The 14716-nt window shown below is 41.3% G+C and carries 12 protein-coding genes and 2 pseudogenes; 5 read left to right on the top strand and 9 right to left on the bottom strand.

Features of this window, described 5'->3' with window-relative positions:
- Positions 1-85: 85 nt before the first annotated feature.
- From MUN89_RS15205 to MUN89_RS15180, 7 genes and pseudogenes are all read right to left on the bottom strand, one after another.
- A pseudogene (locus tag MUN89_RS15205) lies at positions 86-1605 on the bottom strand (AbgT family transporter).
- Positions 1606-1727: 122 nt separating this feature from the next.
- Entirely contained in the window at positions 1728-3029 is a 1302-nt protein-coding gene (locus tag MUN89_RS15200) for a hypothetical protein (RefSeq protein WP_244708624.1), read from the bottom strand.
- Positions 2986-4281: a M20 family metallo-hydrolase gene (locus MUN89_RS15195; RefSeq protein WP_244708623.1), complete on the bottom strand. Its 1296-nt coding sequence runs from the start codon at positions 4279-4281 to the stop codon at positions 2986-2988. Before MUN89_RS15195 ends, MUN89_RS15200 begins: the two co-directional genes overlap by 44 nt.
- Entirely contained in the window at positions 4278-4445 is a 168-nt protein-coding gene (locus MUN89_RS22005; protein WP_318036089.1) for a hypothetical protein, read from the bottom strand. The genes MUN89_RS15195 and MUN89_RS22005 overlap by 4 nt, the downstream gene beginning before the upstream one ends.
- Positions 4445-5572, bottom strand: coding sequence for an amidohydrolase (locus MUN89_RS15190; RefSeq protein ID WP_318036088.1), 1128 nt, complete (start codon positions 5570-5572; stop codon positions 4445-4447). Before MUN89_RS15190 ends, MUN89_RS22005 begins: the two co-directional genes overlap by 1 nt.
- 1 nt (position 5573) lies before the next feature.
- Positions 5574-6773 (bottom strand): M20 metallopeptidase family protein, encoded by a 1200-nt coding sequence (locus tag MUN89_RS15185; RefSeq protein WP_244708622.1) that lies wholly within the window; start codon positions 6771-6773, stop codon positions 5574-5576.
- 213 nt (positions 6774-6986) lie between these two features.
- Positions 6987-7988, bottom strand: coding sequence for an aldo/keto reductase (locus MUN89_RS15180; RefSeq protein WP_244708621.1), 1002 nt, complete (start codon positions 7986-7988; stop codon positions 6987-6989).
- A gap of 159 nt (positions 7989-8147) precedes the next feature.
- Between MUN89_RS15180 and MUN89_RS15175 the strand changes: the two genes are divergently transcribed.
- Positions 8148-9368 (top strand): cation:proton antiporter, encoded by a 1221-nt coding sequence (locus MUN89_RS15175; protein ID WP_244713846.1) that lies wholly within the window; start codon positions 8148-8150, stop codon positions 9366-9368.
- Positions 9369-9419: 51 nt separating this feature from the next.
- On the opposite strand, the gene MUN89_RS15170 is transcribed toward MUN89_RS15175, so the two are convergent.
- Together MUN89_RS15170 and nfsA are read right to left on the bottom strand one after the other, a co-directional pair.
- Positions 9420-10154 carry an NAD-dependent protein deacylase gene (locus MUN89_RS15170; protein WP_244708620.1) on the bottom strand — a complete coding sequence of 245 codons (735 nt, stop codon included), beginning with the start codon at positions 10152-10154 and terminating at the stop codon, positions 9420-9422.
- Positions 10155-10211: 57 nt separating this feature from the next.
- Positions 10212-10949, bottom strand: a complete 738-nt coding sequence (gene nfsA, locus MUN89_RS15165; protein ID WP_244708619.1) for an oxygen-insensitive NADPH nitroreductase — start codon at positions 10947-10949, stop codon at positions 10212-10214.
- Positions 10950-11175: 226 nt separating this feature from the next.
- Between nfsA and MUN89_RS15160 the strand changes: the two genes are divergently transcribed.
- From MUN89_RS15160 to MUN89_RS15140, 4 genes and pseudogenes are all read left to right on the top strand, one after another.
- Positions 11176-11526 carry a hypothetical protein gene (locus MUN89_RS15160; protein WP_244708618.1) on the top strand — a complete coding sequence of 117 codons (351 nt, stop codon included), beginning with the start codon at positions 11176-11178 and terminating at the stop codon, positions 11524-11526.
- A 484-nt stretch (positions 11527-12010) separates the two neighbouring features.
- Positions 12011-12769, top strand: a pseudogene (locus tag MUN89_RS21835) (ABC transporter ATP-binding protein).
- A gap of 150 nt (positions 12770-12919) precedes the next feature.
- Positions 12920-13954: a ribosome small subunit-dependent GTPase A gene (gene rsgA, locus MUN89_RS15145; protein WP_244708617.1), complete on the top strand. Its 1035-nt coding sequence runs from the start codon at positions 12920-12922 to the stop codon at positions 13952-13954.
- 133 nt (positions 13955-14087) lie between these two features.
- Positions 14088-14657 carry a class I SAM-dependent methyltransferase gene (locus tag MUN89_RS15140; RefSeq protein WP_244708616.1) on the top strand — a complete coding sequence of 190 codons (570 nt, stop codon included), beginning with the start codon at positions 14088-14090 and terminating at the stop codon, positions 14655-14657.
- The last annotated feature ends 59 nt before the right edge of the window (positions 14658-14716 follow it).

Here is a 14716-nt window from a genome sequence, read left to right as displayed (position 1 = left end):
TTTAATAGGGTGTCAAAATTAAAGCGGCTCCATTTTTTCAAAAAAAAGAACCACCGGATGTTTTCCGGTGGAATAGTTTTAACAATTACAAATACATCCCTACACCAGGGCCGAACGGAATACCCAACAGAGCAAATGTGAGAAGCAGGATAATCCATACGCTAAGGAAGCAAATACTGTAAGGAAGCATTAGGGCAATTAAGGTGCCAAGCCCGGCTTTTTTGTCATATTCCTTCATGAAAGCCAGGACGATGATAATATAAGGGTTCATTGGAGTAATAATATTTGTAGATGAATCTGCAATTCTATAAGCAGCTTGAATAAAAGCAGGGTTGTAATCTAAAAAGTAAAACATCTTAATGAAGATAGGTGCTTCTAATGCCCATTGAGCTGAACCACTGAAGATGAGAAGGTTCATAACTGCGGTAAGCAGAACAAAGCCTAGAATAACGCCTATACCTGTCAGCCCCATGGACTCAAGGAAATTTGCACCGCTTACTGCGATCCATGTTCCAAGGTTCGTCCAGTCAAAATATGAAATAAACTGGGCGGCAGCAAAGATGAGTACAATAAATCCGGACATATCCTTCATCGCTTCGCCCATGTACTTTGATATATCTTTCGTTGAACTGATCTTTTTAACCGTCACTCCATAAGAAAGGCCGAGAATGATAAACAAGAATAAAATGATTGGAACGATCCCATCAAGAAACGGGGAAGGGATCATACCCCCATCATCATTTCGCAGTGGAGAACCAGGGAAGGCGATGACGGCAGCGAGCAGGACGATAAATCCAATTCCCGCAAAAGCCGCGTTCCTTAGTCCCCGTTTTTCAAGAGAGGTGGAAGCTTCCATTTCCTCTCCGCCTTTCCCTTCATATTTTCCGAGACGAGGTTCTACGATTTTCTCAGTGACAAGGGCACCTGTAATAGATAGAACAACGACGGAAGCCATCATGAAGTACCAGTTATCTACCGGTGTTACAACGATATTTGAGTCAAGGCTTTCCATTACTTCTGTGGAGATTCCAGACAAAAGTGCATCAGTACCAGCTATGATAATGTTCGCTGTGAATCCGGCTCCTACTCCGGCAAATCCGGCAGCAAGTCCCGCTAGAGGGTGACGGCCAATCGTGTAAAAGACCATGGCAGCGAGGGGCGGGACAATTACAAATGCTGCATCTGAAGCTAAGTTACCTAAAATACCTACAAAGATGACTGCATAAGTGACAAGAGCAGGTGGAGCTTTTAGAATTGTGCTTTTAATCGCTGTTTCTAACAAGCCGACTTTATCTGCAAGACCAATTCCGAGCATCATGGCTAATACAAGACCAAGCGGTTTAAATCCAACGAAATTTTCAAGCATAGACGTTAAAATAAATTTCAAACCTTCAGAAGAGACAAGGCTTTTTATGGCGATCTCTTCTTCTCCCCGGGCTTAATAAAAGAGACGTCAAACAGTGAGATCACCCAGGAGAGAATGATGACAAAAAAAGCAAGATAAACAAACAGCATAAACGGGTCAGGCAGTTTATTACCTGCTCGTTCTACAACATTTAAGAAACGCGACAATCCTTTATTTTTACTCGTGGTTGTTGTCAACATGATCTTCCTTTCTAATAATTAATGGAAAATTTCCTTTAATATACCGTAAATAGGAATAATTTAGAAATATCAGAATTTTAACCTGAAAAAATTTTCTTATAAATCTAAGAGCTATATGCTTTTTATTTTTTAAAGGTGTACACTTTTCTAGGACGGCCTCTTTCGCCGGATTGCGCTTCACCACATTGTTCAACGAGTCCGGATTTCTCCATTTCTGTCAATATCCTTCTTCCATTTCTTTCTGTGCTGTTAAGCCAGCGGGAGAGATCCTGAGAGGTAAATTCGAGACGGTGGTATTGCTTCGCGTAGGCAAGAATTTTGGAAACAACACCCGGGCTGATCGCCGCATGTTTAATTTTTTCTTTCCAAGCATCCCCGGTTTCCACTGTCTGATAGGAAATTTGACTGCTCTCGTCATGTAAGGTAATCGATTGATCTTCATCTACTTGGATGATTGTAGTGTCCTGCTTATTTGGACGATTTTGAAAACCTAATTGAACATTCTGTTCAGCCTGGGAGACAGTTTCACCGAAACCAATAGAGATTATGGCATCGACGTTAGCTTGAAGCTTCACTTCTTCGATTAATGAAAATAAATCGAGGTAGGCTTCTTCACTAAGTTCTCCGCGGGTAGTAAAAATAAAAAACAGTCCATCTCCAAGCTGCATGAGAGACCCTCTTGATTTTTCAGAGATTTGCAGAAGGGCTCTTCGTAAATCAAGCTCCTGGTATTTCATCTTAAACGAATAATAAAGTTCGTCCAGTTTCACTAAATCGAATTGGACGCGGCATCCAATTATGGCTACTTGTGAATTGCGGTAGCGTTTGGATTGGGCACGCTCTTCCAAATATTGGATTACCATTCGGATGGATAGATAAGAAGGAGTAACCCGATAGACAGGTACACCATATTCTTTAAGATTATAATAGACAGACTTAATGGACGTAATGACGACTTCAGTCTTGTCCTGTTCGAATAATCGTTTGTGCGATTCTGCAAGCTTATCTGGATCCCTGAAATCTTCAAAAGGGTGATTGTAATAGACAAGCTTATTCAAACGGTTAAAGGAAAGTACTTTTTCAAACTCTTCTGTGGAAACCGTATCAATACTAACTTTAGTAAACACCTTTTCTGAAACAAGCTGGGCTTCTAAAAGTACTCCAAAGAAGCTTGAGCCGTGTAAAGGAGGGAAGCTTGCTTCCTCTTTTGTTACGAGTTGATTGTCTATGGCGAACGAATAGTTCAACACTCCAGAAAAAAACCATTGGTCAACTTCTGTTCTGTGATCGAGCAGGATGGATCTTATTTCTTCTAAGTCCTCATAAACATAAGGGATAAATTGAATGTCCTTAAATTCTTCGGCCACATACATAATGCGCTTAACTGAGTCTTCCGGTCCGATCACTCCAATTGTTGCTTTCATTTTCATCACCTGTTTCCATGCGTAAATAGTCTGCAATGATTTTTGTGCCTTTGTATAAATCAGCTATACTCGCATATTCTGTGGGATGGTGACTAATTCCTTCTTTACATGGAATGAAAATTAATCCGGACGGCCATCGTTTGGCCAAATTCATAACGTCATGTCCGGCGCCGCTATCAAGGGGGATAGAGCGATATCCCAGATTATCGACTACGTGCTCAAGCTTATTCTTGACGTCTTTATTCAAAAAGACTGAAGCATTATCGACGAGAGTTTCCACCTTGATCTCCATACCAGAGGAAATTTCGAGCTCTTTACAGTAATCAATGATTTCCTTTGCGAGTTCACGTTTTAATGCGTCGTCTACACTTCTGATATCCACCCCGACTTCAACTTCTCCCGGGATCACATTCATATAGTTCGGCTGTAAATTCATAGTACTTACAGTGGCCACTAATTTATGGTTACTGGATTCATTGAACAGCTTTGCTTTTTCATTAACAAAAGTAATGAACGGAGCAATGGCGACCAGTGCATCCTTTCTTTTATCCATCGGGGTAGTTCCGGTATGATTAGCCATTCCATGTACTGTTACCTTGAGTCGGACGGGACATGCTACTCCACGGACGATACCTATTTCGGCTCCATGATCTTCAATTTCAGTTCCTTGTTCAATGTGAAGCTCAACAAAACTTTCCAATTCACCAGGCTGTTTTTCAGCCTGTTGTATGGTGGACCAGTCAAGGCCAAAGCTTTCAACTGCCTTTCGAATAGTTGTTCCCTCGTTATCCTTGATACGCTCTAATTGGTCTTTGTCAAGCAAACCACTAACGGCTTTACTTCCGATCGTGGATACTCCAAAGCGTGCGGATTCTTCGGAAGCGAAACAGACCACCGCAATATTTTTTTTTGGCTGGAATCCATTCTCTTTCAAAATCTTAACGGCGCCTAAACTGCATAAGACACCTGCCGTACCATCATAGCCACCTCCTTTAAAGACAGTATCTAAATGGGAACCGGTAGCAACTGCAGGATTGTTTTCGGGACCTGCCTGCCACATGGCCCAAATATTTCCTGCTTCATCCTGATGAGTATCCAATCCCAGCTCTTCGGATATGGTGATAAATGCCTGCTGTGCTTCTGCTTCTTCAGCTGTATAACTAAGTCTTGTAAACCCTTCATTCGTAGCCATTGTATCTGTTACATTTAATTGCTTTAATTTTTGGCTGAGCCAAGAGGTTGTTTCGTTCATGACATATTGGACCTCCTCCTGATAATCTGGATCAACGTATCTAAGGCTGTGACTAAGGCATCTTCCTCAAAATCAAAGGAAGGGTGGTGATGGCCGTAGGGGAGAGAGGAGCCAAACAGCATGTACGTCGCCTTTCCACCATTTTTTTGAACCTCATTTGTCATCAGACTTGCATCTTCCGAGCCTGACACTTGAGCCTCGGGATAAAATGATTAACATGAGAGCTTTGCTGGACCGTGGTTTCTATAAACTCAATGAGATCTTTATCGCAGTGCAGCTCTTCTGTTTCCCCGGCGAATTCAATAACTTCCTCAACATTATGCATAGCTGCTGCAGCTTGAATGATACGTAGAGCCTCTTTTTTTACATATTGATTGAGCTCATTTGTTTCTCCACGTGTTTCAACTTCGATATAACCATGATCACTTATTATGTTTCTGCCGCTTCCTGCCTCCAGCCTGCCTACATTTACCCTCGTCTGCCCCAAACTATTTCTAGGAATGGCATAGAGGTGGACGGATGCAGTTGCTGCTGCTAAAAGAGCATTTTTTCCGGCTTCGGGTTTCATCCCAGCGTGAGAAGCAGTTCCGCGAAAGGCAGCATTGATTTTTGAAGAGGCTAGAAATCCTCTCGTGGAAGCAGCAATTGTCCCGGCTTGCAAGGGCTGAATACCTAGATGCCCGCTATACCATTCATCAACAGTTGCCAACCACCCTTGATCTATCATAGGTTTAGCTCCTCGGCCGCCTTCTTCGGCTGGCTGAAAAAAGAGAGTGAATTTTCCATTGAGATGTTCATGGTCAGCGGCAATGAAATGAGCCACTCCCATACCAATCGCTGCGTGGCCGTCATGTCCGCAAGCGTGCATCACCCCATCGCTTCTCGAACGGAAGCCTTCTACTTTAGGGAGATGGGCATCGTCAGTCGTTTCAAGAATGGGAAGCGCATCGATATCAAAACGAAAACCTAAGTGTTTGCCGCTTTTTTTAGTGTCCCAAACAGCAATCAGCCCAGTGTGTCCACCCTGCATTTTTTTAAGGTAATTTTCAGAGACACCCCATTGTAATGCTCGTTGTTCGTTTTCCTGGATTATCTGTTTAGAAGGAAGACCAAGCCTCGAGCTGCTTTTCAGTACATCTTTTCCGAGGTAAATAGTAAATCCCAGTCTGCTTAGCTCTGTAGCAATTTGATAAGTAGTATAGTATTCTAAAAAGCCAAGCTCCGGCCACTCATGGAATCGGCGTCTCCAATTAATCAGGTTTTTTGCGAAGGATTGGGCAAAATCTTCCATGCTATTCCTCCTCCGCCAGTTGAACTAATGTATCCAAAGCAGTTTTTGTTAAAAGTGCTGCACCTTTAGGCAATGCCTTTTCATCTAACTTAAATTGGGGATCATGGAGCGGTTTTTGCTCATCTGCATTTTGGATTTGCGTCCCCAGCCAAATAAATGCACCAGGGTATTTTTCCAGGAATCTGGAGAAATCTTCTCCCGCTAATACTGGTTGTACTTCAGGGACAGCTTCCTCTCCAAACAACTCTGAAGCAGTAAGACGAACTTGTCCTGCCCACTTCGGGGTATTGATTGTTGCCGGATAGCCATCTAAATATTCAATTTCAGTTTCACCATCATACGCAGCCGCTGTTTGGTTAATAATTTGGTACAGACGTTCTTTTACACGTTCTTTCACTTGACTTGAATAAGTACGGACAGTGCCTTCAAATGTAACTTGATCGGCGATCACATTATAACGATAGCCGCCTTCAATTTTTCCGATGGTCAGGACGGCGGCTTCAAGTGGATTGATGTTCCGACTGACAATGGTCTGCAGGCTTGCGATCATTTGGTTGGAAATAATAATGGCATCGGTTGTGTCTTGAGGCATGCTCGCATGACCACCTTTGCCTTTTACTACGACTCGGAAGCGGTCTGACGCTCCCATCATTTCATAATCACGAACCCCAACTTGTCCTGAAGGGAGGCTTGGCCACACATGCTGCCCATAGATTACATCTGGAGTGTATTCGGCAAAAAGCCCATCTTCAAGCATTTGTTTTGCACCTCCAACAGGAGCGTTCTCCTCAGAGGGCTGGAATACGAGCAAAACAGTGCCTTGAATGTCTTCTTTAAGCTTGTTTAACGTATAGCCGGCTGCCAATAGCATGGCTGTATGCGCATCATGCCCACAAGCATGCATTTTGCCGGATTTTGTTGAGCAATACGAATGTTGATTCATTTCTGTAATTGGCAGAGCATCCATGTCAGCTCTTAAAGCCACAGTTTTTCCGGAATGGTTTCCTTTAATAATTCCTAAAACCCCAGTACCGGCAAATCCGGTTTGAAACGGGATGTCATAATTTTTAAGTTTGTCTTGAATTAACTTAGAAGTGTGAACTTCTTCGCCGCTAAGCTCCGGATACTGATGAAGCTGTCTGCGAATTGAAATCATTTCTGGTTCTATTTCTTGAATGATTTTTGTAAGCTGCTCTTTCATATATTTCCTCCTTTCTTTAATTAAGGAAATATTCCTTAAACATTCCGTTAATGGGTAGTATAACATAAGCAGTTTATTTGTCACGGATTTTTTTATTTTTTCTGAATTTTCGGCTGTGAAAGAAGACGCTGCAGATGAAAGGCATTGTAAAAAGCCTGAAGACTTGTTCTTCAGGCTTTTTCATTAACAAATTACGATTATTAAATTGTTGATTTACAGTTCCAAGTGCTGGCGGTCCGGGGGAGCCATAAATTCCGGTCCCACGGGGTCATCAATATGTTTACGAAGAATTTCGTCAATATCGTGCATGGTTTTTTCATCGATTTGGAAGTCGTCAATTTCAGTAACTGGTTGAAGCTGATCAGGACGTCGTCCTCCCATTAATGCAATTCCGGAGGCGGGCTGTTCAAGAACCCATCTCAAAGCAAGATGTAGCACATTTTTATTAAACCTTTCTTGAGCAAGTTCATCTAATTCCTGAACAGCGTTCAAGTATTGATTAAATCGCGGCTGCTGAAATTTAGGATCATTGTTACGTAAATCATCCCCTTTAAACTCACGGTCTTGAGACATTTTTCCTGATAATAAACCTCGGCACAGGGAACCGTAAGTAAGTGAAGTCATTTGATGGTCCTTTACGTAAGGGAGAATATCATCTTCAATTTCCCGTTCAAACAAATTGTAAGGGGGCTGAAGCGTATGAATAGGAGCTGCCTCACGGAAGACATCCATTTGCTCCCTTGAGAAATTACTTACTCCTATCGCCCTGATTTTGCCCTGTTTATGCAAATAGTGAAGCGCTTCTGCAGTTTCATGGAGAGGAGTTAATGGATCCGGCCAATGCACTTGGTAAATATCTATATAATCGGTGCCGAGCCTTTTTAAGGAATCCTCTACTTCTTGGTGAATCCTTTCTTTACTCGCATTGCGGAAGACTTTTTCTCCTTTCCAGTCCATGCCTACTTTCGTAGCCAAAAGCAGATCTTCCCGGTTTCCGGTCTGCGCAATCGCTTTTCCAATGATTTGTTCCGACTCTCCGAATCCGTAGACAGGAGCTGTATCAATTAAGTTTATTCCTTTATCTAAAGCAGAGTGGATGGTTTTAATGGATTGTTGCTCGTCCGTACCACCCCACATCCATCCCCCGATTGCCCAAGTGCCTAGACCAATACGGGAAGCATTCATCTCTGTGTTTGGAATCGTTATTTTTTGCATTCCGTGCACCTCCTTAACAAACTTCCGTAATTGTGTACCCGTTAATAACATTCATTAACCTTTTCGATTCAAGGGGAAAATTGTAGGAAGCAGATAGAATTTGCTTGTAAATTATGACACAATAAGAGGTATATTATGCCAATGGAGGTAAGAGTAAGCATGCATGGATTTCACGAAGCTTTCATTCAAATACTCATTTTACTTGCGATCTCTGTCAGTGTGATCGCTATAGCGAAATTATTAAAAGAGCCTTACTCGATTGCGCTTGTAGTCGTAGGACTTCTGCTTGGGCTCACCCAAATCCCTTATCTGGAAGAAGCGGAGTTTTATATTACCCAATCCGAGGTCTTTGAGGCAACGATTATTTCCCTGTTTCTTCCTATATTACTAGGAGACGCTACATTGAAGCTGCCGTTTCACCACTTATATAATCAAAAAAAACCAGTGATCAGCCTGGCCTTTTTAGGAACTTTTCTCTCTTTTATATGTATAGGCGGAGGCGCTTATTTTCTACTTGATCTTCCGTTAGCGGTTTCTTTTACCTTTGCAGCTCTTATGAGTGCTACGGATCCAATTAGTGTATTATCGATTTTCAAAACTCTCGGCGTCTCTCAGAAGCTTTCTACAGTGATGGAGGGAGAGTCGTTATTTAATGACGGAATTGCCGTCGTTCTCTTTAAGATCTCGAGTATTTATTTGCTTACCTATATTGAGATGGGATGGTCTGGACTAGGCAGCGGTATTCTATTGTTTTTGCAGTTTGCTGTCGGAGGTGCTCTCATTGGCAGTGTTTTGGGTTACATATTCTCGCAAATCATCAGACTTTACGACGATTACCCTTTGGAGATTGCTTTTAGTGCTTTATTGTTCTTTGGTAGTTATTTTATCGCAGAGCATTTTCACACGTCCGGTGTCATTGCTGTCGTTGTAGCCGGTTTGATATTTGGAGAATATGGAGCGAGGATAGGAATGTCTAAACAGACGAGGACCAATATTAATACGTTCTGGGACGTCATTACTTTGCTCGCTAACTCTTTAATTTTTTTAATGATCGGACTTGAAATACGCAATGTCGACTTTAGCGCAAACTGGATGTTCATTCCACTGGCGATTCTCATTGTGTTAGCTGGACGTACGATTGCTCTTTATATTAGCACGAGCAGAATCAATGGGATAACGAGAAAAGAGCGTATTCTCTTAAATTGGGGCGGCTTGCGTGGAAGTCTATCCGTAGCCTTGGCATTAAGTCTGCCTGAAGACTTCGGTGGAAGGGATGAAGTGCTTCTCTTCACCTTTTCAGTAGTCCTGTTTTCACTACTTGTTCAAGGCTTGTCCATTAAACCGTTGATTAGAAAACTCGGGCTGAGTGGAAATTCATAGAAAAAAGCTGTCCTGGAAAGTCTCTCGCTGAGACTTTTGGACAGCTTTTTTTTATGATACTAGTTCTCTTAATGTGTCAACGGCTGCAGAAAGGTCCTGGTGGACGACATAATCAAATAAATGGTCTTTCCCAGTGGGTTCATTATTTATGATTGCTGTAGAAAGAGCTGGATGTCTACATGCCTGCTCAGCCAGTAAACTAAAGGGGGTAACCAACAAAGAAGTTCCTAGTACTAATAGAAAGTCTGCCTGAGTGATCATCTTTTCTGCTTCTTCATGAGCGGTAATAAGATCTCCGAAAAGGACGACATCTGGTTTTAACACGCAATGGCAATGGCTGCAGGAGGGGACTGGTTGATTCATAACATAATCTAAAGAGAATTTTTTCCCGCATTTAGGACAACTTGCATGGTTGAGAGTTCCGTGATATTCCACTATCTGCGAGCTTCCAGCTTTTTCATGCAGACCATCCACATTTTGAGTGATGATTGACACGTCCCGTTCATCTGATTCAAGCTCTTGTAAGAAATGGTGCACTTTGTTGGGATGATAGTTTTTTAATAGCTTGATTCTAAATATGGCTTTGTATTTTTTCCAGAAATCTTCGGGGTTATAGGAAAAATAATGGGAGGACATATAATATTCTCTTGTCTGGTCCTCACTCCAAAGACCTTCACTCGATCTAAAATCCGGAATTCCGCTGGCAGTCGATACTCCTGCACCGGTTAGAACGGCAATGGATGATGCACTTCTCAAATTCAATGCGATCGTTTCTAACAAATTCATCACACTCCAATGTACCTGCCAAAAGGATAACCTTTTCTGAATCATGTTATACGTAGTTTACCGCTTATTAAATCCTTTTTGCTGGACGGTATCCGTAACGTCCATTCTAATAGGCTTCAGGAACCTTCTGCGCATTTGATCACTCCACGTGTCTTTTCTTTGATTTGACGAACGGGATTGATAATAGGCTGAAATTTTTTCATCAAAAGCATCAATCTCATTTTGGGGGTGACGGTATTCATTTTCAAAATAAACGGCTTCTTTCGGCAGTCTGGGTTTTATTTCAGGCTGGTGGTCAGGGACGCCAATCGCCATTCCAAATAGAGGAATGACGTGTTTTGGTAGGTGGAGTAGTTCATCGACTCTACCCATATTGTTTCTCAGGCTTCCAAGAAAGCAGATGCCGAGTCCTAACGATTCAGCAGCCAATGCAGCGTTTTGAGCGGCCAATGCAGCATCTATAGAAGAAACTAGAAAATGCTCGCTGTTCTCTAAATTCGGGAGCATTTTTACGTACTCCTCCTCACTTGCTTTACTAATAGGTTTATAAAGATCAGCACAAAAGACGAGGAGATGGCCGTTTTGTTTAACATAAGGTTGAGTAGATATCCTGGAGAGTTCTTCTTTTTTAGCTGGATCTGTAATGCCGATAATGGTATAGGCCATCATATAGCTGGAAGTGGAAGCGTGCTGTGCAGCATCAATAATCGTATCAATTTGTTCAGAAGTTAAAGGTGTATTTTTGAATTTTCTAATGGAGCGGTGATTTAGTATCGTCTCCAGGGTAGATTGCATTGGATTGTCCTCCTAATTGAAATAATCTATAACTAAAGTTAACAAAATCCTATTGAAATATGTATTAAAACGTATTGTAGTTTTATGATCAAGAAATAATCCAGCTGCTAATTACCAATTTACACCATCAAAAGACTAAAAATTTAGAATGTTTAATTACTATAAAGGATTTTGTAAAACAATAGCGAATGTAATTACTAAACTTAGTTAAGGTAAGGTGAGCTCTATGGGGAAACTATATGATTTCGAGAGCTATAAAATAAGAAAAGATGTAAAGAGCCTCACTCAAAATAAAGGATTGGTTTATGAGGTTTATTTAAGTACTGTAAAATATATACACAAATATATTGATATAACCTATGAAAATCCAAAAGAGAATTTAACAACTGATGTCGAACTAGAAGAGATTTTTCAAGGAGACCGGGATCTATTCCTGCAGACATTTGCGGATCTGATTCAATACTGGGGAATCGAGCCTATGCCTAATCATGATATTCCTTATGGGAAGGAGTTTGTAAAGTTTAAGACAATTGGAGATTTATGCAGCTATATAGAAGAAAGGGTGAATCTACTATAAGACTACTATTCTAGTCTCATAGGTTTCACCCTTTTTAAATGAAGCAGACTTACATACAAGAGTACGATGCCTGCTCCCAATAATAACGGTCCAATCGTGAAGGGAAACGACAGGCTGAATAAGATGTGGAATAAACCTGAAATAAAAGTGAATGAATAATGGTGTGTTCTAAGACTCCACAATGCCCAAAGGGAGTTTAGGAAAATAATGATCAAAAGAATAATGAAAAAAAACATACAGCTGTCTCCTTTCTGATTTTTCTATTCTTTTATTAGTTTCTAAATACTACCACCCAAGGCGTATTCCGCTCAATAGCGAACAACGTCTTTTTTTGACACCAATTGTTAAGGTTTTCTTGATCTAATAGTCATGGTAAATCTATTTGCAATAACCTGGATGTGTTTGACAAAGTGAAATAGCCATAGAATGGGGAATAGTATGGAAAAAAGGTCACACTAGATCATATTAAAAGAGGTGTACCCATATGGATGGCAGAATTGTAGTGAAGCAGTTATCCAAAACATATAAAAAAGGGAATGTACAAGCTGTCAAAGACGTCTCCTTTGAAGTGGATGAAGGAGAATTTTTTGCCTTTTTAGGCCCTAATGGGGCCGGGAAGTCAACGACTGTGCAAATACTTACAACTCTCATTAATGCAACCGGTGGAAGTGCTGTAGTAGCAGGACATGATGTGATTAAAGAACCAGAAAAAGTCAGGAAGCATATTGGAGTTGCTCTTCAAGAAACGGGTGTAGATCCTGATTTAACAGGGAGAGAAATGATCGAGCTTCAAGCAAGTATCTTTGGTTTTTCAAAACAAGGTGCGAAAGAGAGAGCAAATGAATGATTGGAAATCGTCCAATTAACTGAATCAGCAGCTAGAAGAATCGGTAATTATTCCGGGGGCATGCGCAGGAGACTGGACTTAGCCTTAACTTTAGTAAATGAACCAAATATTTTGTTTCTTGATGAACCTACTACTGGTTTGGATCATTCTAATCGTATGGCGATTTGGCAAGAACTCCGCCGTTTAAACAAGGAAAAGGGGACGACCATTTTTCTTACGACTCAATACTTAGAGGAAGCAGATACATTGGCTAACCAAATAAGTATCATTAATCGTGGTGAAATTGTGGCATCAGGGACTCCAAAAGAGCTGAAAGCCCAAATCGGTAATGATTTAATTTCAATGGCTTTTCATTCGGAGAAAGACCCTGCTCGGGCTGGAGAACTCTTAGAGTAATGAAAGGCTTTTCATGATATAATAGTGTCACTATTAAAAAGGAGTTGATGTGTTATGGCAACTAAACAATATTTTTATTACCCGACTCAATCAAATATACTTGGAGGACACATCAACTGATAAATGTCCTCCCAAATCAGGAGGAATTGAATGAACAACGGGAAAGAAATGAAGGATTTCCGCCCTTATTTTCAAAAGCAGACAAACCATGAAGAAGTAGTAGGGAGAATCTACTGGTCTTCAAGAGAACAATATGGGGTAAGAATTAGTGAAAAACTCTATCAAGCGACAATTACCGGCCGTTTCCGCCACAATAACCTTGAAAGAAGCGCATACCCGGCGATTGGTGACTGGGTAGTCGTTGACCTGTATGACCAAGACGAGAAAGCACGTATCAGTAAAGTTCTGGAAAGGGAAACGGTGCTGTCTAGAAATAAAGCTGGAGAGAGTAATGATGAACAATTGATAGCTGCGAACGTGAATACAGTGTTTATTGTGACTGCTTTAACGATGGAATTTAACCTTCGCAGAATCGAGCGATATGTTTTGCAAGTTTATGAAAGCGGAGCGAAACCAGTCATTGTTTGTACGAAACGTGATCTATGTACGGATACTAAAGAAAAAACAGCGCTTGTTGAAGGAGTAGCTCCCGGTGTTCCGGTCTATTCTGTAAACAGTCTTACTGGTGACGGAATCGATGAACTTACACTGGAACTGAAGTGTGGAGAGACAGTGGCCATGATCGGTTCTTCCGGGGTAGGGAAATCCACCTTAATTAACCGTTTAATAGGGAAAGAAGAAATGGAGACCGGCCCTGTTAGACAAGAAGATGACCGGGGAAGGCATACGACTACTCACAGGGAATTATTTGCGCTAGATAACGGAGCATTCATCATAGATACTCCTGGAATGCGTGAACTTCAACTTTGGGGTCAGGAAGTAGGGGTGGATAAGGCTTTCGAAGATATCGAGTCATTAAGCTTGCAATGTAAGTTCAGGGACTGCAGCCACGATCAAGAACCAGGATGTGCTATTCAAGCGGCAATTCAGAATGGGGAACTTGAGGCAGATCGTTTAAAAAGCTATTTCAAATTAAAACGGGAGCTCAAGCGGTTGGATTTAAAGGAGAAGTATGGAACACACCGTACAAATAGAATCCTTCACTCCCCGAAGAAAAATAAGTAGGTACCAAGCACTGGAATATTCCAGTGCTTTTTCATTCAGAAGTTAAAAATTTAATAAAGAAGGAATAACTTTATAAATGAGAGGGAAATACCAACAGGGAAGACAAAGTTTTGATAAAGAAAGGATCGTTACTATGTCTGATCGATTATTCTCTCCGAAAAAAGCAGAAAAACTTCTTCGTGAAGAACGCCGGAAAACCGTTCCGGTAGACAAAGTGGTTTCCTTACTTGAGTTGAATGGAAACGAAAAAGTTATCGATTTGGGTGCTGGAAACGGCTATTTAACTTTACCTATTGCCAATAGTACAAAAGAAAGGGTAACGGCTGTAGATGTACAGATGGAAATGCTTGACATGCTTGCTTCCCGCGCAGAAGGGGAAGGGTTGCAAAATATTGAACGGCTTGAAAGCAGAGTCGAACGATTAAATCTTCCTGATGGTTCTTTTGAACGGGCGGTTGCTGCATTTGTGCTGCATGAAGTCACTGATTTACAAGAAACGCTAAGGGAAATTAGACGAGTATTAAATGAAAATGGCCTTCTTTTAATCTTAGACTGGGAAAAAGTTGAATCTGAAGAAGGACCGCCATTGGATCACCGTATTTCCTCAGAAGAAATGAAGCAAGCAGTGGAAGGTCAGGGATTTACTGTCGAGACCGGCCGCTTAAACCAAGCCGTTTATTATCTCATAGCTAGAGAAAATTAAAGCCGGAGGTTTCTCCGGCTTTGGTTTTCTTCCAGTTTGAGAGTAACCCCGTGGTTTTT

The organism is Halobacillus salinarum (assembly GCF_022919095.1).
Classification (GTDB): Bacteria; Bacillota; Bacilli; order Bacillales; family Halobacillaceae; genus Halobacillus_B; species Halobacillus_B salinarum.
This window is presented reverse-complemented; position numbering and strand designations above follow the sequence as displayed.

Excerpts from the sequence above, each read along its gene's own strand:
- MUN89_RS15195 (WP_244708623.1), bottom strand. The coding sequence starts at position 4,281 with ATGAACGAAACAACCTCTTGGCTCAGCCAAAAATTAAAGCAATTAAAT.
- MUN89_RS15190 (WP_318036088.1), bottom strand. The coding sequence starts at position 5,572 with ATGGAAGATTTTGCCCAATCCTTCGCAAAAAACCTGATTAATTGGAGA.
- rsgA (WP_244708617.1), top strand. The coding sequence starts at position 12,920 with ATGAACAACGGGAAAGAAATGAAGGATTTCCGCCCTTATTTTCAAAAG.
- MUN89_RS22005 (WP_318036089.1), bottom strand. The coding sequence starts at position 4,445 with ATGACAAATGAGGTTCAAAAAAATGGTGGAAAGGCGACGTACATGCTG.
- MUN89_RS15175 (WP_244713846.1), top strand. The coding sequence starts at position 8,148 with ATGCATGGATTTCACGAAGCTTTCATTCAAATACTCATTTTACTTGCG.
- MUN89_RS15170 (WP_244708620.1), bottom strand. The coding sequence starts at position 10,154 with ATGAATTTGTTAGAAACGATCGCATTGAATTTGAGAAGTGCATCATCC.
- nfsA (WP_244708619.1), bottom strand. The coding sequence starts at position 10,949 with ATGCAATCTACCCTGGAGACGATACTAAATCACCGCTCCATTAGAAAA.
- MUN89_RS15200 (WP_244708624.1), bottom strand. The coding sequence starts at position 3,029 with ATGAAAGCAACAATTGGAGTGATCGGACCGGAAGACTCAGTTAAGCGC.
- MUN89_RS15160 (WP_244708618.1), top strand. The coding sequence starts at position 11,176 with ATGGGGAAACTATATGATTTCGAGAGCTATAAAATAAGAAAAGATGTA.
- MUN89_RS15140 (WP_244708616.1), top strand. The coding sequence starts at position 14,088 with ATGTCTGATCGATTATTCTCTCCGAAAAAAGCAGAAAAACTTCTTCGT.
- MUN89_RS15180 (WP_244708621.1), bottom strand. The coding sequence starts at position 7,988 with ATGCAAAAAATAACGATTCCAAACACAGAGATGAATGCTTCCCGTATT.
- MUN89_RS15185 (WP_244708622.1), bottom strand. The coding sequence starts at position 6,773 with ATGAAAGAGCAGCTTACAAAAATCATTCAAGAAATAGAACCAGAAATG.